Origin of the sequence: Priestia koreensis (assembly GCF_022646885.1) — a bacterium.
In the GTDB taxonomy this organism is placed as follows: domain Bacteria; phylum Bacillota; class Bacilli; order Bacillales; family Bacillaceae_H; genus Bacillus_AG; species Bacillus_AG koreensis_A.
The window spans coordinates 1,815,045-1,840,667 of record NZ_CP061868.1 but is presented as its reverse complement, the minus strand read 5'-3'; the positions used below and the strand labels follow the sequence as shown (position 1 = coordinate 1,840,667).

The window sequence follows — 25,623 nt, the reverse complement described above, 5'->3', positions numbered from 1 at the left end:
TATGTAATGAACAGAATATCAAAATAGAACAACCAAAAATGGTTGTTCTATTTATTATCGGCGGGAACGTGTTCCTCGTTTAATCGGTTCTGTTGTAATCATTTCTTGATCAAAATCATACACGTGCGCTACAAACTCTGTCAGCTCAACGAGTGCCAATTTTGGGCGCTTGGATACGACTTGTGCACCTAAATCGATCGCAAGTCTCGCCCCGTCGAACGTTACGGCCGCAATTGGCGTATGCCCGTGAACGAGCGTTTTCCCACCCGTTTCATCTAAAATTTGCTGCTTGCTATAGCGATACAGATCTTTGCGCTTCATCCACAGATTTTCACGATTTGTATCACCGTATGGAATTTCAAACCCTGCATGGCTGTATACATATTCGTCATCATCCCATCTCATCGGCAATGTTCGAAGCCATTCTAGCAGATCAGCCACTTCTCCCGGCTCTGAAAATGTCTCATTAATGCTATCTGCTGCTTCCTTTGCGCCAAATTGAAGCCACATATCAAGAATATTCCCTATGTACCAAAGCATCATCTCTTCATGATTTCCAATCGTTACGTGCACGTTCTCGTACGTTTCATGAAGTCTCTTAATCTCTTTTAATACGGGGCCGCTATCTGGACCACGATTCATCATATCTCCTACCACAACAAGCTGATCGGTTTCAGGATCAAACGCAGCGTGTTCAAATAGCTGCATCATCTCACGATAGCTTCCGTGAATATCACTTATTACGAATTTTCTCATCAAGACCCTTCTCTCTACTCTATCGGTACCCCTAGTGTAGCATATTATGAAGCAAAGGCAGAGAGAAAAATACCGTAACCACCGCAATTCCCCTAGTTCAAAGGAAGGATTTTCTTTTCTTTTGGCGCCAAACCCTTCTCTTTCTCATATTTTATATAGAAAGCGCTTACAAAAAAAGAGGTGAATGAAACATGACAAAATTTATTTCCATGCTCGCAAGCGTGTTGCTTATTATCGGTGGACTCAACTGGTTATTCGTGTCTCTTGACTTTAATCTTGTGACAAAGTTATTTGGATCATCTCCTACACTCGTTGACATTGTATACTGGGCTATCGGTCTTTCTGCTGTCTACGTGTTATATGACCGCTTTTTAAAAGGAAAATAGCAAAAAAAGATCTGACGTATATGCGACGTCAGATCTTTTTTCTTTACTTCTTATTTTGCAACGCTTGTTTTAATGCATCGCCAAGACTTGAACCAAATGCGCTGTCATCACTGTACTTTTTCATCAGCTGACGCTCCTCGCGCTTTGTCACCTTTTTCTTCTTATCTTCCGCTTTTTCCACCACTTGACACATACGACATTGGAAATAGGTTCCTGCTTTTCCGTTATGAATTTCCATACGCTTATGACACTGTGGACAACGACGGTTAGAAAGCTTCGGATCTTTGGCACGCTTGTAACTACAATCACGGCTTGAACAAATAAGCATACGCCCTTGCTTCGTTTTCTTTTCTTTCAAAAACTCACCGCAATCTGGACATTTAGAGCCTGTTAAGTTGTGCGGGCGATACTCTTTGCTACTCATCTTCACTTCAGATACGAGTTTTTCCGTTTGCTTACGAATGTTTGCTAAAAACTCACGCGCATTTCCTTTTCCTTTCGCAATCGCTTCTAGATCACGTTCCCACTTCGCTGTAAGCTCTGGTGACGTTAATTCATCTGCGACAAGATCAATGAGCTGCTTTCCTTTTTTCGTTGGGAACAGACGATTGTTTTGACGTTCAATGGATTCACCATGCAAAAGCTTCTCAATAATATCCGCACGCGTAGCCGGTGTACCGAGATTATGCTTTTCCATTTTTCCTAATAAATCAGCTTCCGTATAACGCTGTGGCGGCTCTGTGAACGCACTTTTTAGCTGCACGTCCTGAACGCTAAGCATTTGTCCTTCTTCAACGGGTGGAAGCGTACTTTCCTTCTCCTCACCGTCTTTTCCAATCACCTTTTTAAATCCTAGATCCATGACGCGATTTCCTTTTGCGACAAAACGCTCTCCGTTCAGATCGAGCTCCATTCGGATTGCTTCATATTGATAAGGAGGATAAAACAGCGCAATAAATCGCTTGGCAATTAAATCGTACAATTTGCGTTCATCCTGTGATAAATCACGTAAAAATAGCGGTTGATCCGTAACGATAATGGCATGATGATCACTCACTTTTTCGTTGTTTACTACGCGTTTTGGTAGCGTAGGATTTTGAAGAATTGGACGAACTTCTTCTTTATAAGAGCCGACAATATTTTGCAGTCGCTCTTTCATTGTGTCCACCATATCCGTCGTTAAATAGCGAGAATCTGTGCGCGGATATGTGACAAGCTTATGCTGTTCATACAGCTTTTGTAATACGCTTAGCGTTTTTTTAGCAGAGAAGCCGTAGCGTTTATTGGCATCACGCTGTAATTCATTCAAATCGTAAGGCAGCGGCTGCGCTTCTTTTGCGATTTTACGATTGACCTTCACCACTTTTGCTTGTTGATTTGCTACTTTTTTCTCGATACGCTCCGCTTCTTCCTTATCAAATAAACGCTTTTCTTGATTTCGTTCCCACATTGCTCCGAACTTACCGAGATTTGCTGATAGCGTCCAGTATTCGCTAGGGACAAATTTTCCGATTTCCTTGTCACGCTGTAAAATCATCGCAAGCGTTGGCGTTTGAACACGACCTGCTGACAGCGGCTCTTCATACTTCGTTGTCATCGCGCGCGTCACGTTTAGACCGATCAACCAATCAGCTTCTGAACGACAAACGGCTGATTCATACAGACGATCAAACTCTTTCCCAGGCTTTAGGTTTTGAAATCCTTGACGAATGGCTTGGTCGGTTTGGGACGAAATCCATAAGCGTTTAAACGGCTTATTCCAGCGGACTTTCTCCATAATCCAGCGCGCCACAAGCTCTCCCTCACGCCCTGCATCGGTTGCGATAATAAGTTCTTTTATGTCTTTTCGTTTCGCTAAATCCGATACCGTGCGAAACTGCGGACTTGTTTTACCAATCACTTTTAGCTTCATTTCTTTTGGAATAATCGGTAAGTCTTCTAATTTCCACGTTTTATAACGGTTATCGTAATCTTCCGGTGTTTTTAATTCAATTAAATGACCCAATGCCCACGTAACGACATACTTTGGTCCTTCTATGTATCCTTTTTTACTATCATTACAGCCAAGTACACGTGCAATTTCACGAGCAACGCTTGGCTTTTCAGCGAGTACTAATGATTTCATTTCTATATACCTCCAATTCACTTTCTCCATTATAACGTAAATGAGTGACTTCTCCAGTATTTTTAACCGTAGGGATAAGGAGCGCTCTCGATTGTGCGGACATTTTCTTTTTCTATGTAAAAAAACAGACAAGTCTCCTACTGGTACATGCATACATATAAAACAAGCATCTTTCAAAAAGGAGTGAAGATAATGAAGTTTTTGGTTATTACGAAAAAACGACTGATCGCGTTTGCTTTGGCTTTTGCTGTGGCCGTTTGCGGTGCATGGTTATTACTGAAGCCTGATAGTGTTGCAACGACTGGCAAACCGCAAAAAGAATACGTGATCAATATGGTAACAGGCGAATTTAAAACGACGACCAGTGATGGCAAAGAAATTGAAGCCTATCGCTGGGACCCTGGGACAATCGTCGTACCAAAAGACGAGAATATTAAGCTGAGCCTCTACGGTGTCAACGGAAAAGAGCATCCGTTTAAAATTGAAGGCACCACGATTAAAGGGATGGTGACAAAAGGAAAAGAAACCGTTGTCAACCTTCGCTTTAACAAAGAAGGTACTTATCGTTTAATTTGCACCACTCATTCAGACATAGCTCATAACGGACCGATGATTGCTTATATTGTGGTGGATTAATAAAAAATCCGTTCTATTAATAAAATGAAGAATGAAAAAAGAGGCTAGGAAGATCCTAGCCTCTTTTTCGTGCTTATGCGAGTGCCTGTAGTCCAGCTTGATTCAAGAAGTTCCAAGGTTTATTAAAGTGTGGTTGGAAGAAGAAGTCCACAAAGCCAAGCTCTTCAATCGTTAGACCTTTTTGAATACCGACTGAAATCGTATTAATTGCTTGGGTCACGTCTACTTTTGAAATAATTTGCGCACCCACAATGCGACTTGTTTCCTCTTCGTACGTTACTTTTAGCATAATCGGCTCGTACGTTGGCATAAACTCAGGTCGATTGTTTTCTGTGATTGTGATACTTTTCACATTCATATTTAAAAGTTTAGCAGATGTTTCAGTAACACCTGTAGATGCCATGCTATAGTCATAAATGTGAAGACCTGATGTCCCTTGTGTGCCCATGTAACGAATACTTGGTTTTACTAGATTTTTGGCTACTAATGTTCCCATGCGCACCGCATTTGTCGCAAGCGGAATATACATGTGTTCACCAGTTGGATTGTATTTCACGGCACAGCTGTCACCTGCAGCATATACGTCAGGATTACTTGTTTGCATATACTCATTAACAACAATGGCTCCGTTATCTAACATATCAACTTGACCTTTTAAAAGCCCAGTGTTTGGTTTGAAGCCCACACACAAGATAACAAGATCTGCTTCATATTCACCTTTTGTTGTAATCACTTTGGAAACATCACCGTTTTCGCCTTCAAACTTTGTCACCGTTTGATTGAGCGCTAGCGTAACGTTTCGTTTTCTAAACTCATCTTCAATTAAATCCGTGTATTCACGATCTAGATATTTATTTAAAATGCGCTCTTCTCCGTCAATTAGCGTAACTTCCGCACCGTATTTCTCAAATGCTTCTACAAGTTCTACACCAATGTATCCAGCACCGATGACCGTAATTTTTTTCGCTTCTTTTGCTTTTTCAATGATGTTATTTGCATGGTGAAAGTTTTTCGATAACACGATGTTATTTAGCTTAATTCCGTCAATTGGCGGAATGATTGGCCAAGAACCTGTTGTCATAACAAGCTTATCAAATGTATCTTCGATTTGTTCACCGGTTTCTAAGTTTTTCGCTGTAATTCGTTTTTCATTTGTATCAATCGATAGGACTTCATGTTTCATTTTCATTGAGACACCCATTGACTCAAGCTCTTGAGGTGATGAGTAGAAAAGTCCATTTGCGTCTTTTGCCACTCCTCCTACGTAAAGTGCAATACCACACGATAAAAATGACACATTGTCATTTCGCTCATATACGGTAACCTCAGCTTCTGGGTATAGTGTTGCAATATTTTTGACCGCCGCTGTTCCGGCATGTGTACAACCAATGACTGCTACTTTCATGAAAAAGTCCTCCTTGTAATAAGAAAAAGTATGATTGTGAAGTTTTTCACAAGTTTATGTGAAATGTTTCACATATCGTTTACAGTTTTCATTATAGGACGATCCCTTTTAAAAATCAAGGCATATGTGAAGTTTTTCACATATCTTTTTAGTGGTAATTTATTCTTTTTATTTACAATCTTATCTTACAAAAAAAGAGAGAGCACCTCTGCCCTCTCTTACTCATTTAAGCGTAGGCGATTTTGCACAAAACGAATCACGTTTAAAATCGTTTCCGTCTGTGCAATGTCCACACGCTCCCGGTGAAATTCGCCACTGCTATGATAAAAAATAACTTCGCCTTTTCCAGCGTCTTCATTAATGTCTAGCTGAAAGCTTAAAGGTGTTGCTAGAATATCGCCTGAATCATCCCGCGTAACGATCTGACAAAGCATTTCCCCTTCATCATTTTTTTCATGTAGAAAATCATAGCGCATCTCATACACCATTTTTTCAAGCTGTGTTTGCAATAATTGTTCAATTGCCCCTGCCACTTTTAATCCCTCTTTCATATTTGTTCATGATGATATTGTCTTTACCATATACACTTGCTCTACCGTTCTCTCAAATCCCCAATCAGCTAGTGCTTCTGTTAACGTCTCATTCGATTGTTGAATACAGGCTGCTAGACGAATCATCTCTTTAGAAGGATGAAACAGTTGGGTCAATAATCCATCGTAGCACGTTCGCTGCTGGTTCCCTTCGTTCACTTCACACTGCATCAGCGTAGTGATCAGCTTTTTCTTATCGGGATCAACTGCTGAGCGATACACCGCATAACCGACTACCTCGCCTCTTTCATCTTTTGCTAGAACGTACTGTGCGTCGGGTATATGATCACACTGCGTCTGCCACGGCGCTCGTTCATTATAAAAATCAAGGGACGTTACCTCCCATTTATAAGCGTTCATGTACGTATAGGGTGAATCAGCTACGATTATCGGAGTGAAATTCATTGCCTGATAGTGATCGACATAATCAACAATCTCATACCCCTTCTTCCTATAAAGAGAAATTGCCCGCTCATTTTCTTTAATGGCCTCAAGCGTTGCAAGCTGGACGTTCTCTCTTTGATAGATTTCCAGCACCTCGTCCATCAAAAGCTGACCAACGCCATCATTTCGATAACTCATTTTTACCCCTGTGCCACCGTTGTAAGCAAGTTTAATTCCTTTTGCTGTACGTATTCCATTCACAACAAGTCCGATAGGCTGATCCCCATCAAACGCTACAACAGAATGTGTGGCAGATAACCCATATGTGCCAAGCCGTTTTAAAAACGAATCAGGGGTCATGGTCATATTAAAATAATACCCCTCAAATCCTTCATTCCACGCCTGTACCGCTTCTGTAAGCGTACAATCAGCCATTCGTTTCACCGTAAACATCCCCATACCCCCTGTAGATCAATCGGACTTTTTATATGTTCAACCATATACATGACTTTAAGCAAAAGGTCTACTGAACGCTCTGAAAATTTAGGCCAATGTTTCCGAGCGCTTGTTGAAGGCTCGAGAACGTTTTGGTTTGACCAAAGTTGATGCCAAGGTTCACAACTGTTTGGGCAATATCAGGAGTAATTCCACTGACCATAGCGTCTACGCCGATTAATTTTAACGAATCAATAATTTGAAAAAGCTGCTGCGCTACATATGTATCAATGATTGGAACACCAGATAAATCAAGCACGAAGTAAGAAAGCTTCAGCTGTACACTTTGTTCAAGCGCATGCTCTAGTAAAAGCTTGGCACGATATGTATCAATGGTTCCGACAACGGGAAGCACGGCCACTCCTTCAACAATGGGAACGACGGGTACCGATAGCTCCATCATGGCGTTTCGTGATTGCTCAATTTGTTCACTGTGGAAATTGACGAACGGAAGGCTAAAATAATACACCACTTCATTTACTGTTCGATCGAGAAGTGAAATCGCATGATAAAACTGCGGAAGAGATAAATTTAAATGGATTCCTTCCTCCTGTACGACTTCTCCAATAAAACGGCGGTATTGAGGAACCTCGTTTAACATCGCATCTAGCGTCGCGTTCATCTCTGCACATTGACGACCTGACTGCAATCCCCATTCCTCAACCTGACGCGTACGTTCATCCTCAGTTAAAACAAGGGCATTCGCATAAAGTGTGACCAGCTCCACGCGTAAAGGATAAAAGCTCTCTGCCATCGGTAATAGCTGATCTGGATATCGTTTGTTTTGTTCATCTGTAATTCTCTGTGCGAGTTCCTCTTTTTGTTCCAAGATCTTTTTACTTATACTTATCATATAGTCGCTCATGTCTTTTCCCCACCATCTACTAGTTTACAAGCTCTATAGGTATTCTAACACTTTTCTCCTCTTTAAGGGGTGAAATGAGTACGTTACCCATTTTTAACGGCCTCTGCTAGTAGTTCATACGAGCGTTTTTTCGCCTCAAAATCATAGATATTCGTAATAATTAAAAATTCATCCGTTTGGTAGCGCTTCTGTAGCTCTGCTAGTTCTCTTGCCGCTTTTTCTGGGTCTCCAACAATCATACGGCGTCGATTTTTCGCAACCTTTTCACGGTCGCGCTCGCTGTATACCCTGTCTCTTGCCTCTTCAGGGCTTGGAACACGTGTATCAAGTCCATTTTCGACTTTTAATAGCCACAAGTCGAGACTTTTTGCGTGGTATTCTGCTTCTTCATCCGTTGGTGCACAAACGACAAACACACATACGTTTACATGTGGCTCACTTTGTGCAAAAGAAGGCTGAAAATGCTCGTAATAATAGTCAATCGCCTCTTCTCCCGCCGTAGGATTAATAAAGTGGCCAAATGTAAAAGCGGTGCCTTGTTCAGCTGCAAGACGGGCACTGCGCTGATTAATTCCGAGTAGCCAAATCTCTGGCTGCTGTTCCGTTTTAGGATTTGCGATCACTCCCGCAAATTCATGATCGCTTGGTAGACGGTTATGCAAATGATACTGCAAATCCGCTACCTGACGCGGAAACTCATTCATGCTTCTTCGAATTCCATCTGTTAGAGCTAGACGGGTTGTATTTCCTCCGCCTGGTGAACGGCCAATTCCTAGCTCAACGCGACCAGGAAATAGCGTTTCCATCACGTGAAAATCTTCTGCTACTTTAAACGGGCTATACTGCGGGAGTAAAACACCCCCTGAGCCTACCTTAATGCTCTCTGTTTTTGATGCAATATGGGTCATGAGTAGCGTAGGAGACGTTCCAGCTAGTCCGGATGTGTTATGATGCTCAGCGAGCCAGTATCGCTCATACCCGAGTCTCTCTGCCCACTGTGCTAGCTCCACGCTTTGACCAAATGCATCGCTTGGTGTTTGTCCGTTTGAAATGGGTGTTTGATCTAAGACACCTAACCGTATCATGATGCGACCTCCTGTCTTCCATATCGTGTTGTTTCACTATAGCTCTTTTTTAAGGGGAAAGAAAAGGAATTAGCCTGCTCAACACAAAGAAACGGCGCACGTAAATGATCGCCGTTTTTCTGTTAGTATGTGCCCTATGAACTCCCTCTATGACGCATACATTTGTTTAATTTTTTCATCGCTCGGTAAAAGCCAGGTCAGTACACCAAGCACAGGTAGCACGCTACAAAAAATCATAATAAAGCGAAGATTAAAAAGGTCGGCTAGATTTCCTAATACAACCGAACCGAGCGCTCCCATGCCAAATGCAAGACCCACAATTAACCCTGATACCATTCCAATTCGCCCCGGAAGCAGCTCCTGTGCGTATACTACAGTAACGCTAAAGCTTGACGACAGGATGAATCCAATAAGGAACAGAAGCGGTATGACCATCGCAAGAGAAACGTGCGGCAAAAGTAGCGTAAGTGGCACTGAGCCGATCATCGAAAACAAAATCACGTTTCGTTTTCCAAAGCGATCTGCGAGCGGACCACCAAAAAACGTTCCTAACACGCCCGCCATCATAAAAATAAAGATGTACGTCTGCGCATGCTTAATCGTAATGTCATAATGTTCGCGTAAGTAGAACTGATAAAAGCTTGAAATACCTGCTCCGTACCAAGAACGAGCAAACACTAAAAAGATTAGGAGTCCGATTGCCATCTTCACTGAACGGCTAATGTTGCCTGCAGGAACAGCTGATTGCGGTCGTTTTTTTGTGGCTACCCCCTGTGCGAGCTGTCCGCGATACCAAGTGGATACGTACCAAAGAACCATAATGCCAAGTGCGGCAAGGCCCGTAAACCATAGGGCTCCCCTTTGACCGAGGGGCAGAAAGACAAGAGCCGTAAAAACAGGCGCAAGCGAATTCCCCGTATTTCCACCTACTTGATAAATAGACTGCGCTAGCCCTCGTTTAGGACCAGACGCCATATATGCAACCCGAGAGCCTTCTGGGTGGAAAATAGCTGACCCAAGCCCAATAAAGAGTACAGAAGCGAGCACAACATAAAAATGGGGGGCAAGCGCAAGTCCAATCATGCCGATCAAACTAAAAAACATGCCAAGCGGCAGTAAAAATGGTGATGACTTCCGATCGGCATAATAGCCGAATACCGGCTGAAGCAGCGACGAAGTCATATTGAGCACAAACGCAATCCAGCCAATTTGCGCATACGATAAGTTCATTGACTTCTCTAAAATAGGAAAAACAGCAGGTACAACTGCTTGCATGGAATCATTTAATAAGTGCCCTGCACTAATCGCAAATAAAATTTGATACACCATCTGTTTTGGTGCAGCATCCGCTTTGGTGACGACTTGCATCCTACATTCCCTTCTTCCCCTTACGATAAATGATTACCGTTATGTATATTTCGAAAAACGAAAAGTTAACTCCCTAAAGCACCATTTCATTATACAAAAAGAAAAAGGAATCGTAATCCATTTTTTGATTTTCCATCCAAATAATCTTTTTGTATGTTTCAGCATAATCAAGCACGAAACACTCTTTATAGGAGCAGATAGACAATTATTTTTGCCTCTTCTGTCAGCTTTTCTCTTCATGTACTTCATCTTCCTTCTATTTAATGATATAATTTCGTAGATATTAGTCTTGGAGGAATTAACTTATATGATTACTGTAAATAATGTTGGCTTGCGCTATGGTGACCGCAAGCTGTTTGAAGATGTAAATATTAAATTCACGCCTGGTAACTGCTACGGTCTAATTGGAGCGAACGGTGCAGGCAAATCAACGTTCTTGAAAATTTTATCTGGTGAAATTGAAGCACAAAGTGGTGATGTACACTTGGGTCCTGGTGAACGCCTTGCTGTCCTAAAGCAAAACCACTTTGAGTACGAAGAGCATGAAGTATTAAAAGTGGTAATCATGGGCCACAGCCGCCTTTATGAAGTTATGCAAGAAAAAGATGCGATCTACATGAAAGCAGACTTTACAGATGAAGACGGCATGCGTGCGGCTGAGCTTGAAGGTGAATTTGCTGAGCTGAACGGTTGGGAAGCAGAATCTGAAGCAGCGATTCTCTTAAAAGGTCTTGGTATCGGCGAAGATCTTCACACAAAACTAATGGCTGACCTAACAGGTTCAGACAAAGTAAAAGTATTGCTTGCACAAGCACTATTTGGTAAACCAGACGTTCTTCTTCTCGATGAGCCTACCAACCATTTAGACATGCAAGCAATTAAATGGCTAGAGGAATTCCTTATTAACTTTGAGAACACGGTTATTGTTGTATCCCATGACCGTCACTTCTTAAACAAAGTGTGTACACACATTGCCGACTTAGACTTTGGAAAAATTCAAATCTACGTTGGGAACTATGACTTCTGGTATGAATCTAGTCAATTAGCGCTTAAATTGACACAGGAATCAAACAAGAAGAAAGAAGAGAAAATTAAAGAGCTTCAAAACTTCATTGCGCGCTTTAGTGCCAACGCATCGAAGTCCAAACAAGCAACGTCTCGTAAAAAATTGCTTGATAAAATCTCGCTGGATGATATTCGTCCATCTTCTCGTCGCTACCCGTACGTAAACTTCACGCCTGAACGTGAAATCGGAAACGACGTGCTTCGCGTAGAAGGATTAAGCAAAACAATCGACGGCGTAAAAGTATTGAACAACGTAAGCTTTATTGTGAATAAAGAAGACAAGATTGCGTTAGTTGGTCACGATGAAATTGCGAAAACGACGCTTCTTAAAATTCTAATGGGTGAAATGGAGCCCGATAGCGGTTCATTCAAATGGGGCGTTACAACATCTCAAGCGTACTTCCCGAACGATAACTCTGCTTATTTTGAAGGAAACGATATGACGCTTGTTGATTGGTTACGTCAATACTCACCGAACGACCAAAGTGAAAGCTTCCTACGTGGATTCCTAGGAAGAATGCTATTCTCTGGTGAAGATGTGTTGAAAAAATCAAGCGTTCTTTCTGGGGGCGAAAAAGTTCGCTGCATGCTGTCAAAAATGATGCTAAGCGGATCAAACATCTTACTTTTAGATGAGCCAACAAACCATTTAGACCTTGAATCAATTACAGCGCTAAATAACGGCTTAATCGCATTCAAAGGCGCAATGCTATTCACATCTCATGACCATCAGTTCGTTCAAACAATTGCTAACCGCATTATTGAAATCGGACCAAACGGCATGGTTGATAAACAAGTGTCTTACGATGAATATTTAGACGATTCTTCTGTTCAAGCACAAGTAAAAGCGATCTATTAATAAAAAAGTGAGAAGATCTTCGAGATCTTCTCTTTTTTTGTAACTTTTTCCTCCTCACCTCCGTCTAATGTTCCGATAAGGAGGTTTTTTTATGAAAAAACAGTTAGGGATTGTGCTTCTGACTAGCAGCATGTTGCTTATGAGCGCCTGTACATCAGCACCATCAGAAGCCAAACCAACCGAAAGCAAAGAACATGTTCAAAAAGACATTCAAAAACAAGTGCAGGAAGGCGATTTTGTTTTCAAAGTGGTCTCGAAAAAGGCAAGCTATGTTCGGGGAGAAAAGCCGGATATCTATGCAGAACTAGCATATGTCGGAAACAAAAAAGACGTAACGATCTCATACGGATATTCCCCCATTACATTCACGAAGCTCGAAGAAACGACACGAGGATATAAATTCCGTCCGGCCATTCCTCTTCCCTTATCAATGGGCGTCCCTTTCAAAAAGGAAAAACCTTTTCACAAAACTTTTCATCCTTTTGCGGGCTATAGTCCAGATGATTCCAAGGAAAAAATTAATTTTGCCAAACAAATAGCAAAAGGCTCTATGCCAAAGGGACACTACATTTTGCATGCCGAAGCACAGTTTTCTGTTGAAAAAGGAGCAAAGCAGCTTAGCAAGCCGCTCAGTACCTTTATTTCATTTGATGTAAAGTAAATGGATGTTGGTCTTTCTATACATACGTTTTAAACGATGGAGGAGGCAGAAATAATGGTGAGGCGTGTATTGCTTATCGTTGGGTTGGTCGCTATACTCGTTGTGTTGTGCGTTCATCAGTTCGAGGGGGTAGCCGTATTACACGAAGAAAAGCTCGAAACGAAAACTCTTTCACAATTTTATCCAAAGGGTTTTGATCACGTATCGAAAATAGCCATCCTTAATGGATCATCAGGTGCCAAAAAAACGCTTACGGACAAACAAAACATCACGTCTTTTATGAACAGCATCAAGTGCATTCAGTTCATCCCTGACGAAAATCAAGAAAGACGAGTAGGGTTTACGTACAACGTTACATTCTATAACGATAAAAAAACCATTTTTTCTTTCAGTACGACAAATGTAGACGGACATTACTATCATACAGAACCTGATCTAGACCCAATCGTTAACGCTTTTTATGAACAGCTGAATGTTGAGGAAACCGCTCCGTAAACGCAAGTCATCGCGTCTGTCTATAGGTGCGCACCATCCGTATGATTGAGCATTTTGATAGGAAGAAGCGATTTTTCTCTATATACTCAATTTATACAGTTAACATAAACTGTAAATAGCAAAAAGAACGGATGATGTTCGATGCATAAGGGAACCGTCATCAGTGTGAGTAAAAGCTCCTCTCATAGTTTTAGCAAACATTCATGTGCCTCTATTACCCTTTTAAAAGGAATTGGAGTAGACGGAGACGCGCATGCAGGAGTCACTGTCAAGCACCGCTCAAGAGTGGCACAAAATCCCCATCAGCCTAATTTGCGACAAGTTCATCTTATTCATCAAGAGCTGTTTCATGATTTACAAGACCGCTATCATGTTGAACCAGGTGAACTCGGAGAAAACATTACGACTTCAGGAATTGATCTTCTGTCTCTTCCGACTGATACCCTTCTACATATTGGTGATTCAGCCATTATCCAAGTAACGGGACTTCGCAACCCATGTCAACAAATCAACGACTTTCAATCGGGCCTCATGCAGGCTGTCTTGGATCACGATGAACAAGGAAATCTCGTTCGAAAAGCGGGTATTATGAGCATTGTTCTTGAAGGAGGAACGGTACAAATCGGAGATCGAATTATTGCCGAACTCCCCTCTCTGCCACATCGATCGCTTGAAAAAGTATAAGAAAAAGGAAGGTGTGAAGTGTTCACACCTTCCTTTTTCTTAACTGCTTATAGCCCCGCCCAATTCATTACAAGCTGCCACAAAACCATCACGACAATAATTGCAGGTCCAACAGCGAAAAAGCCAATCAAAAGAGACCTGATCATGTCCCACAATAGAAATGGCTTCTTTTGCTTTTTTTTCAAGTTCATCCATTCGTCTATGTACGTCCCATAATGATCGCTTAATTTCTCTAAGCTCATCTAAAATTTTCTCTTGCTTCTCCATCAGTATTGCTGTTTCCCCCTTTGCTAAAAAATGATTGTGGCCTTTATCTGGCTGTAGTACCCCAGTACGAGTGACAAAAATAGAAGAAATACTACATACAATAGGATAAGCATATGTTATGTATGGATTCTTAGCTTTTTCACTCGGAATATAAATCCGATTAAAATCAATGCAAGTAGTGGAATAGAAAAAATGAACATTGGGTTCGTTAAAAGATTCATTATGTGAAAAGGTGCTTTGTAAACATAAATAGCCTTTACCCACTGATTGTCATGTTTGATCGCAATGACATGTGAAGTTGATACCCCTTTTATTTCATAGTATTTCGTTCCGATCGGATAAAAATTTGAAGCATTTCCATAGTACTCCCCCGTCATATCATCGGGCTTGGTCTTTACTTGTCCAATGACGTGGCCAATTCTATTGTTTTTAATCGGTTCCGCTTGTTTGACTTCATAGACTTTTCCTTTCCAAACAACAAAATTAATCGCCCACGATAATGCGTGCACAGATGAAAAAACCGTAAATATGAGTAGTAGAGATAAAATTGTGACTTTCTTTCTCACAAGACACCTCCTAACATATTTTGTAATTATTCAACTTTAACGAAGAAAACCCTCTTTTCGCTACAAATTGTTGGGTCAAATAGTGTGTTATAGAAATATATTCTTCAACACAAAAAGCTCACTTTGATCGATCAAAGCGAGCTTTTTAATCGTTGCTTTTATTTCGTTACGACGATGGTATAAGGATACTTTGGATGAGTAAGAAGCTGCTCTTCCCTTCCTCTAATTTCTAGATGAATGGGCGAAATAGTCGCCTCATCCATCGTCGGATACCAGGGGCGCCCTACTTTCACAAGTACAAGCACACCCGTTTCGTCTCCATAAAATCGAAACGCATCTCCTTTTGCTTCTAAGCTAGTCTCGATGGGACGTAAAAAGGCCGCAAATTCGGAAACATCATCACTAGGCATCCCGACCTCGCCAATATCTAAAAAATCTCGCTGAAGCTTACTCTCACGCTCTAACAGTTCTAAAATATTGCCATCAGGATCATACAAATAGCGCTGACGACCTTTCCAAAATAGGCTCGTCTCTCCTTCAGGATTAGGCAGAAAAGCAAGGTGATCTTGAAGAGCATTAAATCCTTGTGTCGTTAATCGAAAAGCAACATGATAGCGTGTTTGCTCCTCACCTGCTTCAAACGTTAGCTTCGTCTCTCCTACCTCAACAGTAAAAAACAGCTTTCCACTCCTTAACAGACGCAGACGAAGCTGTTCGGTGTAAAATGTTTTCATCCGTTTTAAATTCGTTGTTTTTAAGTTCACGTGCAAAATTTTCATCTCGTTCCCCTCGATTCTTCTTTATACCGTTAGTATAGATCGAAACGAAGAGCGCCGCATCAGGTAACGGAATGATCCTTCTCTACTCCTTTAGATGGAGCGGGCAAAACCATTCCCTAAAATTTCACTCGTATCTTGAATCGTCACAAATGCTTTTTGATCGACGTTGATTAAGTGTTTTTTCAGGCGAAGAAGTTCTTTACGAGAGAGAACCGTTGTAATAACTTCTTTAGAGTCGTTTGTGAACGCTCCTTTTGCGGTTTGAACCGTTGCACCACGCTTTAATTCTGTTACAATATATCGCTTAATTTCTTCTCCGTGGTTGCTAATAATCATAATTTGTTTTGTAATTTGAAGCTGCTTTAATACAAAATTAATCATAATCGCAGCAAAAAAGACGCCAAAAATTGCGTACATACCCGTCTCGAAACCAAATACAAGAGACGATGATGCCGCAATTAAGCTATCTGCCGCGAGCATGGCAAGCCCCATATTTAACGAAAGATATTTATTTAAAATCATGGCGATAATATCCGTGCCGCCTGATGACGCATTTTGCTTAAAAATAAGAGCTAGACCTAGCGCGTCCAAGCTAATTCCTAAAATAAGCTGAATAAGCTTATCGTCTGAAAGTGGTGCAGTCATTGGGAATAAATAATCAAATGCCCACACTAAAAATGACAGCGTTAAGCTTGCATAGACTGTTCTTGTCCCAAACGCTGCCCCTAAAAAAATAAATCCGATCACAAATAACACCAGTTCAAATCCCAACATAATAGCCCCTACTGGAACGCCAGGAAAATAGTGATGAATAATGATGGAGAGTCCACTTGTTCCTCCTGTTGCCAATTGATTAGGTGCTAAGAAAAAATGAACGTACGTGGCAATTAATAATAAACCAATTGTCAAGATGCTCCATTCTTTGATGTTTTTCTTCATTCCGCATTTCTCCTCTAAGCCAATTAAGATTGTTCTACAATTTCTTGATTATAGGACCTCTCTTCCCATTTGTAAATAGGCTAGAGAAAAATTGTTGTACAATTTTTATTGCCAGCTATATAAAAAAGGCCAACACCTCTATTAGCCTGTTCTCATAATGCGTATAATTTGTTGCCTGCTCTTATCAAACAGCTCCATGCAGAACAAACAGGCGTAATGAAACAGGTCACCTACACGGTGGCCTTTTCTCTTTTTTGAGAGCAGATTCTCCTTCTTTTTTAATCGTTCGTGCTATAATTTATATGAATATTCAAAGAAATCGGAGGAATGAACATGAAAAAGGTTTTAGTACTCGGAGGAACACGTTTCTTCGGACGACGTTTAGTAGAAAAGCTGTTAACGCACGACTATGATGTAACCGTTGCAACGCGTGGGAAAACAAAGGATGCATTTGGTGATCGCGTACATCGAGTGACGATCGATCGAAGTAATCCACAATCAATGAAGGAAGCGTTTCAAGATACAAAATGGGACATTGTGTACGACAATATTAATTACAATACGCACGACGCAAAAAGTGCGATTGACGTATTTAAAGGCAACGTTGGTCGCTATGTTTTCACCTCTACCCTTTCCGTCTATGACTTCGGTGGTGATGCGAAAGTAGAAGGTGATTTTGATTCATCTACATATGCTTATGATTTAAATCAAGACGAATTTACGTACCAAGAAGGAAAACGTCAGGCAGAAGCGATTTTTGAACAAACGGGTGCTTTTTCTGCTACGTACGTCCGCTTTCCAATTGTTCTAGGAGAAGATGATTATACAAAGCGCCTTCACTTTCACGTTGAGCACGTGTTAGAGGGATTGCCAATCGGAATTCCGAATCAACAGGCTTCTCTTTCCTTTATTACGTCCCAAGAAGCAGCGGACTTCCTTTTCTTTGCCGGACACGAAACGTTTACAGGTCCTGTGAACGCGTGTTCAAATGGCGCTTACTCACTCGATGAGCTTATTACGCTGATTGAGGAAATAACGGGAAAACAATCACGTGTCGTGTCATCAACAGAGGATCAGCACATGTCCCCATTTGGTGTGCCTGATAACTGGACGATGAATACGCAAAAAGCCAAAGATGCCGGATTTGCATTTTTAAATCTTCACGAATGGATGCCTGCTTTAGTCAAAACGCTTCATAAAGAATATTAATAAATACAAAAAAGCGCTCTTATGTAGAGCGTTTTTTTATGTAAAAACATAGTGAACGACGATGAGCTGCACACCTATAAGTATTCCAGCTAAGACGGTGCTTGCGAGAATTTTTATTCGCGGTTCTCTAAATAACCAGTAAAAAAGCGCTAATACGAGAAGAAACAGGATCATCACTTCCATTTTTTGAACGATCGTCTGGTGTTGGAAAATGTTCAATGCTTGCTCACTGTTTCCTGCAAATACATCCTGACTAATCCTCTTTCCATACCAGCTGTACGACGTGACTTCATAATCGGACGTACCTGATGCAGAAGTAATATTTTGGTACCCAAGTGCTGGTAATTTAATTGAAAAAGCAAATAAAACAAAGCCAATGATCCACACAATTCCTTTCACTACGCGTTTTTTCATTCTACCCTTCCTCCTTTAGGTATCCACCACTCCTCATAACATATTTTACCATAAAAGGCCGAATGACGAACCTTTCCCATCCACTCTTCTTTATTCTAAAAGAACCTTTCTACAAATTGAGCATTCCTCGATTTATAGAAAGGTTCATCTATTATTTCACCATATACCAAAAATGGTGACCGCTTATATCTCGTTTCTTTTCTCGTTTGAATCCTTGACGCTCATATAAGGAAGCCGCTCCTTTATTATCCAGCTCTACGTTTAGCGTAAAGCGCAGGTCTCCTGAAAGCTCTTCTGCCTTTTGAAGGAGCGCTGAACCAATTCCTTGTCCTCGATAAGCTGGGTGAACAACGAGTGAATCCACGTAGTAATCACCCTCCTCTGTTTCGGGATCAAGCATAAATGTGTCATTAGCTGTTTTTGCTCTCACATATTCCAAAATAGGCTGATCAATGATCGCTGCATCATCACCCGCGTAACAAACGATCACGCCTGCTACCTGCTTGTCTATTTCCTTCACCCAAATATTGTGATAGCTGAATCGATTTAATTCAGATCGTATGTATGATGCGAGCACTTCTGCCACTTTTTCCTGTTTCTGCTCAGCCGTTTGGTCTTTTGCGATATCGCCAAGCATGTCCGTCAACAGGCCGGCAATTTCGCCAGCTTCTTCTTTTCTTGCTCCTCGAATGGTCATTTTTCCGCTTCCTTTCTCTTGATGCTCTCTTAATGATAGCGTATCTTCCCACTTTGTGCATACAAAAGGCGCCTGAAGAGGCGCCTTTTCGTGATTATGCATGAACAGATTGATCGGCTCTTTTTGAAAGAAGGCTAACAAGAAAACCACACAAGCCGCCGATTATAGCTGGGATCAGCCATCCTAGCCCCTCCGCAAATAGAGGAAGATGACCATACAGATCAGTTAAGAACTCGCTTTTTACACCGTATTGTACGAGACCATCATACACGCTAACAAGAATCGTTCCAATGAGTGCACCGCTGTAAATCCCGCGCGCTGATTCTTTAAACAAACCGTGGAAGAAGGAAAGAATGACAAGCACGATGGTCAGTGGATAGATCATTGAAAGAACCGGAACAGATAATGATAAAATGTCCGCTAATCCAAGATTGGCAATTAAAAAACTGATTACCGTCATCACGGTTACAAGCATCATATGTGAAGCCATCGGAAGCAGCTTTCCAAAATACTGGCTGCATGCTACCACAAGACCGACACATGTCGTAAAACAGGCAAGAAGGACGATAACCCCTAATAGCAGCACACCCCATACGCTAAACAGCTGATCAGCCGTTGTCGTCAAGATCGCGGCGCCGTCTTTGTAAGTGTGTGTTGCCCCTGCTTTTGCGCCCATTACTCCAATTGTGACATACACAAGAATAAGTCCAACTCCAGCAATTAACCCTGATTGCAGCGTTCCTTTTACGATCGCACGCTGATTGGTCACACCTTTTTGACGAATAGCCGTAATGACGACGATCCCAAAGGCTAACGCCGCAATCGTATCCATTGTTAAGTACCCTTCCATGAACCCGTGAATTACTGGATGAGATTGATACTTGTTGCTTACTGCGCCAAGCGGTTGTTTAAGTTTTAATAAGCTCCCAACCCCCAGTACAGCAATGGCGATTAGTAAGGCAGGCGTCAGCAAACTACCGATACGATCGACAAGCTTTGATGGATTCAAGCTTACCCAATACACAAGTCCGAAAAAGATGACCGTAAAAATCAGCAGAGCCATCGTGTTTGATCCTTCGCTAACGAATGGTTTCACGCTCATTTCATACGCAACGTTTGCACCGCGCGGAATCCCCATAAACGGACCAATCGCTAAATACACAATAACGGTAAAGACGACTCCAAATACGGGATGAACGCGATTCCCAATCGTTTGAATGCCGTTTTTTGCCTTTGCCACAGCTAAAACCGTTAAGATCGGTAATCCTACCCCCGTAATGATAAATCCTGCAATCGCATACCAGAAATGTGCTCCTGATTGTTGGCCTAAAAATGGTGGGAAAATTAAGTTTCCAGCTCCAAAAAACAATGCAAACAGCATTAGACCTACAAAGAAGGTTTCTTTTCTTGAGAGTGTTGTCATATTTGTTCCTCCTTAATGGATCATTATTACGAAAATAAAAAAATCGCCCCTTCTAATGAAGGGACGATTTGACTCGCGATACCACCCTAGTTCTATTTAACAAAAATAGCACTTTGTCACGTACAAACATACGCGTTCCACATAACGGGGGAAATCCGGCCACGCTTACTCTGAATTAATTTCAGCATGACATCTCAAAGAGGATTTTCCATGACGGTTCAAACATTGACTTTCAGCAAGGTGTCAACTCTCTGTAGATTTTACACATCATGTACTCGTTCTTATCAGCGATTTTATTTTCGAACAATTTTAATAATGCTACTATGCCACAATTCTCAAAGTACTGTCAACACTTTTTTATTTTTTCTGACAATTTAACCTAAAAAAACTCCCTGCTTTCGCAGAGAGCCTTGTGATTAATGTTGAACAAATGATGGCATTGTTTCCATACCAACCATACGACCATATGTGAACATTTGCCCTTTATGGTGAATTTCATGATCACGCATCATATGAAGAAGCGAGCTACCTGGAATATGTGTTCCAAATGGTACCGTTGCATCTACCATCGCTTCAAACTGAGCATCTTCTAATGATAAGATTGTTGCTTTTGTTTTTGCTGTCATGTCTTTTACGAATTGTTGAAGTGCTTGTGCATCATTAATTTCTGGCTGTCCGCCTGCTGGTGCTGATGTTTTTCCATCTTTTACAGCCGTCACGAAGAAATCAGTTGATCCAACTGTGTGAATTACTAGATCTTTAAATGTAAGCGCTCCGTCCCAAGGGGCAAATGATAAATCTTCTGTTTTTACTTTTGAAACGATTTCTTCTAATACGCCGCGATGACGCATCCAAGTTCCTGCGAATAGTTCTGCTTTACTCATGGTCAAATGACCTCCTTCTTTTTTTACGTTAACCATTATATCCTCTCTAAAGCCGAAAACCAAAAGATACACATTCGAAAGTCTTTCTTTTTTTCTACAACTCTACTAAAATGAGAATAACTACATTCGATTTTCTCTCATCTGATGCTTAAAAGGAGAGTTGCAATATGTATAGTAAAAACGCTGAGCGTCAAAAAGCTGAACAACTATTGCTGCAAGGGATCAAGCCAAAAGATGTATCCGAACAACTAGGCGTACACCTTTCATCGGTATACAATTGGAAAAAAGAATTAAATCTCTCACCTAAGACATCTACTTCTTCTAAAAAAGACACATCAAAACAGAATTTCTCATCTACCCAACATGTCGAAAACGAATTTCAAGTCGCACAGCTTAAAAAAGAAAACACCGCCTTAAAAAATCGAATTAACGAATTAGAAGCTGTGGTGACAGATCTGATTCTAAAATTAAAATCAAAAGATACGGGCTGGTTAGACTAATTAAGAACCCCCTTTTCGGCGTTCTTCCTCCAGTCGCTCCAGCACCGTGCTTGGCTCCATTTCACGCCCTATTAAGGAACGGCTATACATATTAAGTCCGACCTGATACCCCTCTTCCTGTAGTTCAGGAAGCCACTCCTCCATGAACTCCTCTGTAGCGATACTTATTGTCTTATGATCGCGATAAAAAGCGACGGAATGAATAATTTTGTGCGCCTTTTCCTCCTTTGACCAAAAAGGCATTAATGACTCACCTTGTTCATTTGTGAAAAGAGCGGTTCCTTCTTCATTTTCAATCGTCCATACTCTTTTCATTTCTAAAACGTCTTCAAAAAAGGCCTGGTCATCACAGTAGTCATAAACAAGTCTTTCTCCCTGTTCTTCTGCTTCTTGTTCGCTAAATTCCCGTCCATCTAGCCACTGCTGATAGTGGATTATTTCATGCGCGAAGCTTATAAGGATCGCTAATAGAGCATCTTCCCGGCCCAATTCTTCAATAAGCTGCGGGTAATCTCCAGTAGCGATTCGCATATAAGGCTCTTCTTCTAATGAAAAAGGAGCAAAAAAAGAAGCACTTACCCATTCACCATTTGAACGGATTTGCTCCTTTTTCTTCAAATAGACCACCACTCGCATAGGGAATTCCATCTGCCATCGTAGCCAATTCGCAAAGGCTAGACATGCTTTACGAACCTCCTCGTGAACACCTTTTTCACTTCTGATTCGCAGTCCGATGCGATGCTTCATTGTACACCTTCTCCTTGCTATGTATTATCCGTGGTTAACCGTTCTTGACTCATATTGCTTTTCTACCTCATCAAACGACCTCATCGCTTTAAACTCACCTGGCTTTCGGTTTAAAAACGGTGCGAGCATCAGGCCAATTCCCATTGTAAACACCCACCCTAAAAGCAAGGATAGATCAGGAGTAGAAAGAGCTCTGTGATTTAGACCATCTCCATATCGATGCAGAGATAACGAAGTAGAAATGGTTAAGAAAAAGACGGGCACAATAAACGGCGCGATCCAAAACGTTCGATTTCGCGCAAAAAGAAGCGCAAATGAAGGAGCAAGCAATGGAAAAATGAGAGCAATACTAGGCTGATGCACCAGCATTTGAAAAAATGTGACGATCGCCCACGCCATCCCACTACCTGTACATAGACCCGCTGTCATAAAGAAAACGCCGTCTGACCGTAACACGAATATCATGATTATACATAAAGAAAGCAGAAACAAAAAGAGTTCATTGCTGTATGAAGGCACTGACATTGTAAGTGAAGCTTTTTCAATTAGCCAAAATGTGAGAAATGATAAGACCTGGATGGCGGATGAAATGCCCAACAAAATACGGGCCAAAAACGGATGATCATCTGAAAGCCACACAAGCGCTGATACGATGATGGAAGCAGCCACAATAATTGGCTGGATGCTATGTAATAGCTCATATTGACATAGATAATAACTCATACTGAAACTCGTAAACATCGTTAACCATATTTTTAGTACCATGCTTTTCTCCCTCCCATTTCATTATAATAGACACAAAGACCTAATTATACGAGAAGTTGTCGAAAAACATAGAAAAAAGGAGATGATGATTTTCTTGTAGCATCAACACACGATATTGCGTATTATTCACACGCTCCTTCTAACATCTCTTCAATCAAAGTCGGGGGGAATGAATCTTCTTATTCAGTTGCTTGCTTGTATCTCCCTTTACCTTCAAACGGAAAAGCTGCTGATTTACATCATCAGCAGCTTTTTCGTTCATATATGTGCTAACAAGAGAATGGACTCCCCTTATTGACTCACAACGCTTTCTTTATCAAACACAACCTCTTTACCTGTTTCAGCAGATCGATACACCGCGTCTAAAATTTTCGTTACCATAAACGCTTGCTCCGGCTTTACAAGAGGCTCTTTGTCATATTTTACGGCCTCTAGCCACTGTTTTGCTTCTAATACTTCTGGCTTATTGGAACCACCTTCAAAGAAAGCAATCGCCCCTCCAGTAGAGTTACGCTCTTCCGTCAGCATTCCATTTCTTGCGCTATTGTAGATAAGCTCGTTATTTTCGTAGCTCATGCCTGCATTGATTTGTGCGCCGGATTTTGTCCCGCAAAGCGTTGTAGCAGCTTCTTTTGATTCTAGTACGTTTAACGCCCAAGAAGATTCTAAGAAAATCGTTGCGCCGTTTTCCATTTTAATATAGCCAAACGCTGAATCTTCTACTTCATACGTTTCGGGATCCCACGGGCCAAACATATTCCCTTCTACCGCTTCTGGTAAATGACCAAGCTTGTGGAACACTGAACCTGACACGGACGCTGGCTTATAGTTATCCATCATCCATAGCGTAATATCAAGCGCATGCGTTCCGATATCAATTAACGGACCGCCACCTTGCTGAGATTTATCAGGGAATACGCCCCATGTTGGCACAGCGCGACGACGAATCGCATGTGCTTTCGCAAAATAGATGTCTCCTAGCTCATCTTTTTCACATGCTTTATAAAGAGACTGAACGTCTGCACGGAAACGATTTTGATAGCCAATTGTAAATTTCTTGCCTGACTTTTTCCATGCGTCAATCATTTTTTGCGCTGCTTCTGTGTTATGAGCCATTGGCTTTTCACACATCACGTGCTTGCCTGCTTCAAACGCTGCCACCGTAATCGGGCTGTGACTAACGTTCGGTGTTAATACGTGAACAATGTCAATCGTTTCATCTTTTAATAATTCCTGATAGTCCACATAAATCTTTGCATCCTTTGTTCCAAACTCTTGTGCAGCCGCTTGCGCACGGTCAATCTCAATATCACAAAAAGCCACCATTTCACACATATCACTAAATGCCGCTAATGCTGGCAAATGTTTTTGATTTGCGATGCCACCGCATCCGATAATTCCTACTTTTAATTTACTCATCTTATCCATCCCCTTATGTTGTTCGTGTAAATTTAGTATGTAAACTACTTAAGCATGACTTAAGCAGTAATTACTGTTAAGTATTTAACCATTGCTTTAAGTACAAATTCTCCCCTTATAAGTATTCAACTTTTTTTCGTTTTTTCCTACTAAAAAATGAAACTTTTTTTAGAAAAATAAAGTGATGACTATTCGTTACCTAAGAGCGTTTAGTTGTACTAAATTCACTCCTCTTCTTCTTGAGATAACTTGTAACCACCTTCTAACTTCTCAATCTACTACTATATGTAGTTACTTACTTGCTTATACAAATCATTAAACTCTTCTACTTGTTTCAATTTTGGAAACTTACTCAGGATTTTATCTAAATATTCTTGTATTCCTATCATCATTCCTTGTTTAAACACATCTATTGGAACAGAATTACATTTAGTAATTGGCATCTTTTCAGATCTGCTTACTTTCTCACCATCATACCAATGAACTCTAAATGATCTCTTATGTCTTATAGCAAATATTACATTCCCCCCCTGAATTTCCATAACTAATTCTTTATCAATTTGACGTTCATCAACAATTATAGCTTTATTACCTATATCATTTATTTTCTCTAAAAAACTACACATAAATCCATGAACAGGGATCGTTAGCCCCAAACTTGATATAGAGGAAGTACCCATTTCTTCCTCAGATAGTCCATCTGCATTTTGGAAGAAAGTCGTTTCATTTATCATAAAATCAAGACGTCCCCATAATGAATACTCAATTTCTCCCGTTTGTATATCACTTATTAAACTATCCGGATATTCATAAGTGGTAATTTTCAGCTTAAATTTCATGCTAACTTTCACTCCTAGTCTATTGTTAACATTTAAAATAACCTTTTAGATGATAGTTATTTGTAAATTAGGGATCTAGAAGGAAGTATATTGAATTTAAGAAAAACCTTCCATATTTACGTTTTCATGATTTGCACCACACCATGATAGTAGCACAAGGTGTTAATATAAAAGTCATTTCAGAACGAGTAGGTTACTCATCTATCTAAATGAACTTAAATCAGTATAGCCACGTCCTGTCGCATAGACGGTAGGACGTGGCTACTAAGTTACATACACTATTTTAATAACTTTTTTGTGACCGCTAGCCAATAAA

28 protein-coding genes and 1 other annotated feature are annotated in these 25,623 nt (G+C 40.9%); of the genes, 8 read left to right on the top strand and 20 right to left on the bottom strand.

Annotated elements, in window-relative coordinates; genetic code table 11:
• Window positions 1-54: 54 nt before the first annotated feature.
• On the bottom strand, window positions 55-756 hold the full coding sequence (locus tag IE339_RS09220) for a metallophosphoesterase (protein WP_242175534.1): 702 nt from the start codon (window positions 754-756) through the stop codon (window positions 55-57).
• Window positions 757-947: 191 nt separating this feature from the next.
• On the opposite strand from IE339_RS09220, the gene IE339_RS09215 reads away from it, so the two are divergent.
• Window positions 948-1,142 carry a DUF378 domain-containing protein gene (locus IE339_RS09215; protein ID WP_242175533.1) on the top strand — a complete coding sequence of 65 codons (195 nt, stop codon included), beginning with the start codon at window positions 948-950 and terminating at the stop codon, window positions 1,140-1,142.
• A gap of 43 nt (window positions 1,143-1,185) precedes the next feature.
• Here IE339_RS09215 and IE339_RS09210 read toward each other — a convergent pair whose 3' ends face one another.
• A complete protein-coding gene (locus IE339_RS09210) occupies window positions 1,186-3,267 on the bottom strand; it encodes a DNA topoisomerase III (protein ID WP_242175532.1) in 2,082 nt (693 codons plus the stop codon).
• Between the two features lie 192 nt (window positions 3,268-3,459).
• On the opposite strand from IE339_RS09210, the gene IE339_RS09205 reads away from it, so the two are divergent.
• Window positions 3,460-3,903, top strand: coding sequence for a cupredoxin domain-containing protein (locus IE339_RS09205; protein ID WP_242175531.1), 444 nt, complete (start codon window positions 3,460-3,462; stop codon window positions 3,901-3,903).
• A 73-nt stretch (window positions 3,904-3,976) separates the two neighbouring features.
• Here the strand turns inward: IE339_RS09205 and IE339_RS09200 are convergent, their stop codons facing one another.
• The 6 genes from IE339_RS09200 to IE339_RS09175 all read right to left on the bottom strand — a co-directional run bounded on the left by IE339_RS09200 (window position 3,977) and on the right by IE339_RS09175 (window position 10,095).
• Complete coding sequence (locus IE339_RS09200; protein WP_242175530.1) at window positions 3,977-5,308, bottom strand: FAD-dependent oxidoreductase; 1,332 nt, start codon at window positions 5,306-5,308, stop codon at window positions 3,977-3,979.
• 218 nt (window positions 5,309-5,526) lie between these two features.
• Window positions 5,527-5,841 carry a hypothetical protein gene (locus IE339_RS09195; protein WP_242175529.1) on the bottom strand — a complete coding sequence of 105 codons (315 nt, stop codon included), beginning with the start codon at window positions 5,839-5,841 and terminating at the stop codon, window positions 5,527-5,529.
• Between the two features lie 24 nt (window positions 5,842-5,865).
• Window positions 5,866-6,735 (bottom strand): GNAT family N-acetyltransferase, encoded by an 870-nt coding sequence (locus tag IE339_RS09190; protein WP_242175528.1) that lies wholly within the window; start codon window positions 6,733-6,735, stop codon window positions 5,866-5,868.
• A 70-nt stretch (window positions 6,736-6,805) separates the two neighbouring features.
• Entirely contained in the window at window positions 6,806-7,642 is an 837-nt protein-coding gene (locus IE339_RS09185; protein WP_242175527.1) for an STAS domain-containing protein, read from the bottom strand.
• Window positions 7,643-7,725: 83 nt separating this feature from the next.
• Entirely contained in the window at window positions 7,726-8,727 is a 1,002-nt protein-coding gene (locus IE339_RS09180) for an LLM class flavin-dependent oxidoreductase (protein ID WP_242175526.1), read from the bottom strand.
• A 147-nt stretch (window positions 8,728-8,874) separates the two neighbouring features.
• Window positions 8,875-10,095, bottom strand: coding sequence for an MFS transporter (locus IE339_RS09175; protein ID WP_242175524.1), 1,221 nt, complete (start codon window positions 10,093-10,095; stop codon window positions 8,875-8,877).
• A 307-nt stretch (window positions 10,096-10,402) separates the two neighbouring features.
• On the opposite strand from IE339_RS09175, the gene IE339_RS09170 reads away from it, so the two are divergent.
• The 4 genes from IE339_RS09170 (at window position 10,403) to IE339_RS09155 (ending at window position 13,859) form a co-directional block, all read left to right on the top strand.
• Window positions 10,403-12,019 carry an ABC-F family ATP-binding cassette domain-containing protein gene (locus tag IE339_RS09170; protein WP_242175522.1) on the top strand — a complete coding sequence of 539 codons (1,617 nt, stop codon included), beginning with the start codon at window positions 10,403-10,405 and terminating at the stop codon, window positions 12,017-12,019.
• 91 nt (window positions 12,020-12,110) lie between these two features.
• Complete coding sequence (locus tag IE339_RS09165) at window positions 12,111-12,680, top strand: hypothetical protein (protein WP_242175521.1); 570 nt, start codon at window positions 12,111-12,113, stop codon at window positions 12,678-12,680.
• A gap of 54 nt (window positions 12,681-12,734) precedes the next feature.
• Window positions 12,735-13,175: a hypothetical protein gene (locus tag IE339_RS09160; protein WP_242175520.1), complete on the top strand. Its 441-nt coding sequence runs from the start codon at window positions 12,735-12,737 to the stop codon at window positions 13,173-13,175.
• Between the two features lie 141 nt (window positions 13,176-13,316).
• Window positions 13,317-13,859 (top strand): MOSC domain-containing protein, encoded by a 543-nt coding sequence (locus IE339_RS09155; RefSeq protein WP_242175519.1) that lies wholly within the window; start codon window positions 13,317-13,319, stop codon window positions 13,857-13,859.
• Window positions 13,860-13,906: 47 nt separating this feature from the next.
• Here the strand turns inward: IE339_RS09155 and IE339_RS09150 are convergent, their stop codons facing one another.
• The 4 genes from IE339_RS09150 to IE339_RS09135 form a co-directional block, all read right to left on the bottom strand.
• Complete coding sequence (locus IE339_RS09150) at window positions 13,907-14,101, bottom strand: hypothetical protein (protein WP_242175518.1); 195 nt, start codon at window positions 14,099-14,101, stop codon at window positions 13,907-13,909.
• Between the two features lie 141 nt (window positions 14,102-14,242).
• A complete protein-coding gene (locus IE339_RS09145; protein ID WP_242175517.1) occupies window positions 14,243-14,692 on the bottom strand; it encodes a hypothetical protein in 450 nt (149 codons plus the stop codon).
• 158 nt (window positions 14,693-14,850) lie between these two features.
• Window positions 14,851-15,471 (bottom strand): VOC family protein, encoded by a 621-nt coding sequence (locus tag IE339_RS09140; protein WP_242175516.1) that lies wholly within the window; start codon window positions 15,469-15,471, stop codon window positions 14,851-14,853.
• A 90-nt stretch (window positions 15,472-15,561) separates the two neighbouring features.
• Window positions 15,562-16,410: a YitT family protein gene (locus tag IE339_RS09135; protein WP_242175515.1), complete on the bottom strand. Its 849-nt coding sequence runs from the start codon at window positions 16,408-16,410 to the stop codon at window positions 15,562-15,564.
• 333 nt (window positions 16,411-16,743) lie between these two features.
• Between IE339_RS09135 and IE339_RS09130 the strand changes: the two genes are divergently transcribed.
• Entirely contained in the window at window positions 16,744-17,619 is an 876-nt protein-coding gene (locus IE339_RS09130) for an NAD-dependent epimerase/dehydratase family protein (protein WP_242175514.1), read from the top strand.
• Between the two features lie 36 nt (window positions 17,620-17,655).
• Here IE339_RS09130 and IE339_RS09125 read toward each other — a convergent pair whose 3' ends face one another.
• The 4 genes from IE339_RS09125 to IE339_RS09110 form a co-directional block, all read right to left on the bottom strand.
• The gene (locus tag IE339_RS09125) at window positions 17,656-18,033 is read right to left on the bottom strand and encodes a hypothetical protein (protein ID WP_242175513.1); all 378 of its coding nucleotides are present in this window, start codon (window positions 18,031-18,033) and stop codon (window positions 17,656-17,658) included.
• A gap of 151 nt (window positions 18,034-18,184) precedes the next feature.
• On the bottom strand, window positions 18,185-18,832 hold the full coding sequence (locus IE339_RS09120) for a GNAT family N-acetyltransferase (RefSeq protein ID WP_242175511.1): 648 nt from the start codon (window positions 18,830-18,832) through the stop codon (window positions 18,185-18,187).
• The gene (gene brnQ, locus IE339_RS09115) at window positions 18,825-20,153 is read right to left on the bottom strand and encodes a branched-chain amino acid transport system II carrier protein (RefSeq protein ID WP_242175510.1); all 1,329 of its coding nucleotides are present in this window, start codon (window positions 20,151-20,153) and stop codon (window positions 18,825-18,827) included. The genes IE339_RS09120 and brnQ overlap by 8 nt, the downstream gene beginning before the upstream one ends.
• A 56-nt stretch (window positions 20,154-20,209) precedes the next feature.
• Window positions 20,210-20,450: a binding site (T-box leader), on the bottom strand.
• A 119-nt stretch (window positions 20,451-20,569) separates the two neighbouring features.
• The gene (locus tag IE339_RS09110; RefSeq protein ID WP_242175509.1) at window positions 20,570-21,037 is read right to left on the bottom strand and encodes a DinB family protein; all 468 of its coding nucleotides are present in this window, start codon (window positions 21,035-21,037) and stop codon (window positions 20,570-20,572) included.
• A 167-nt stretch (window positions 21,038-21,204) separates the two neighbouring features.
• On the opposite strand from IE339_RS09110, the gene IE339_RS09105 reads away from it, so the two are divergent.
• The gene (locus IE339_RS09105) at window positions 21,205-21,537 is read left to right on the top strand and encodes a helix-turn-helix domain-containing protein (RefSeq protein WP_053402633.1); all 333 of its coding nucleotides are present in this window, start codon (window positions 21,205-21,207) and stop codon (window positions 21,535-21,537) included.
• Here IE339_RS09105 and IE339_RS09100 read toward each other — a convergent pair whose 3' ends face one another.
• The 4 genes from IE339_RS09100 to IE339_RS09085 all read right to left on the bottom strand — a co-directional run bounded on the left by IE339_RS09100 (window position 21,538) and on the right by IE339_RS09085 (window position 25,307).
• Window positions 21,538-22,284: a DUF2750 domain-containing protein gene (locus tag IE339_RS09100; RefSeq protein ID WP_242175508.1), complete on the bottom strand. Its 747-nt coding sequence runs from the start codon at window positions 22,282-22,284 to the stop codon at window positions 21,538-21,540. It abuts the gene before it with no gap.
• A gap of 24 nt (window positions 22,285-22,308) precedes the next feature.
• A complete protein-coding gene (locus tag IE339_RS09095; RefSeq protein WP_242175507.1) occupies window positions 22,309-23,049 on the bottom strand; it encodes a hypothetical protein in 741 nt (246 codons plus the stop codon).
• A gap of 291 nt (window positions 23,050-23,340) precedes the next feature.
• Complete coding sequence (locus IE339_RS09090) at window positions 23,341-24,468, bottom strand: Gfo/Idh/MocA family protein (protein WP_242175506.1); 1,128 nt, start codon at window positions 24,466-24,468, stop codon at window positions 23,341-23,343.
• Between the two features lie 281 nt (window positions 24,469-24,749).
• The gene (locus tag IE339_RS09085; protein ID WP_242175505.1) at window positions 24,750-25,307 is read right to left on the bottom strand and encodes a hypothetical protein; all 558 of its coding nucleotides are present in this window, start codon (window positions 25,305-25,307) and stop codon (window positions 24,750-24,752) included.
• Window positions 25,308-25,623 lie beyond the last annotated feature (316 nt).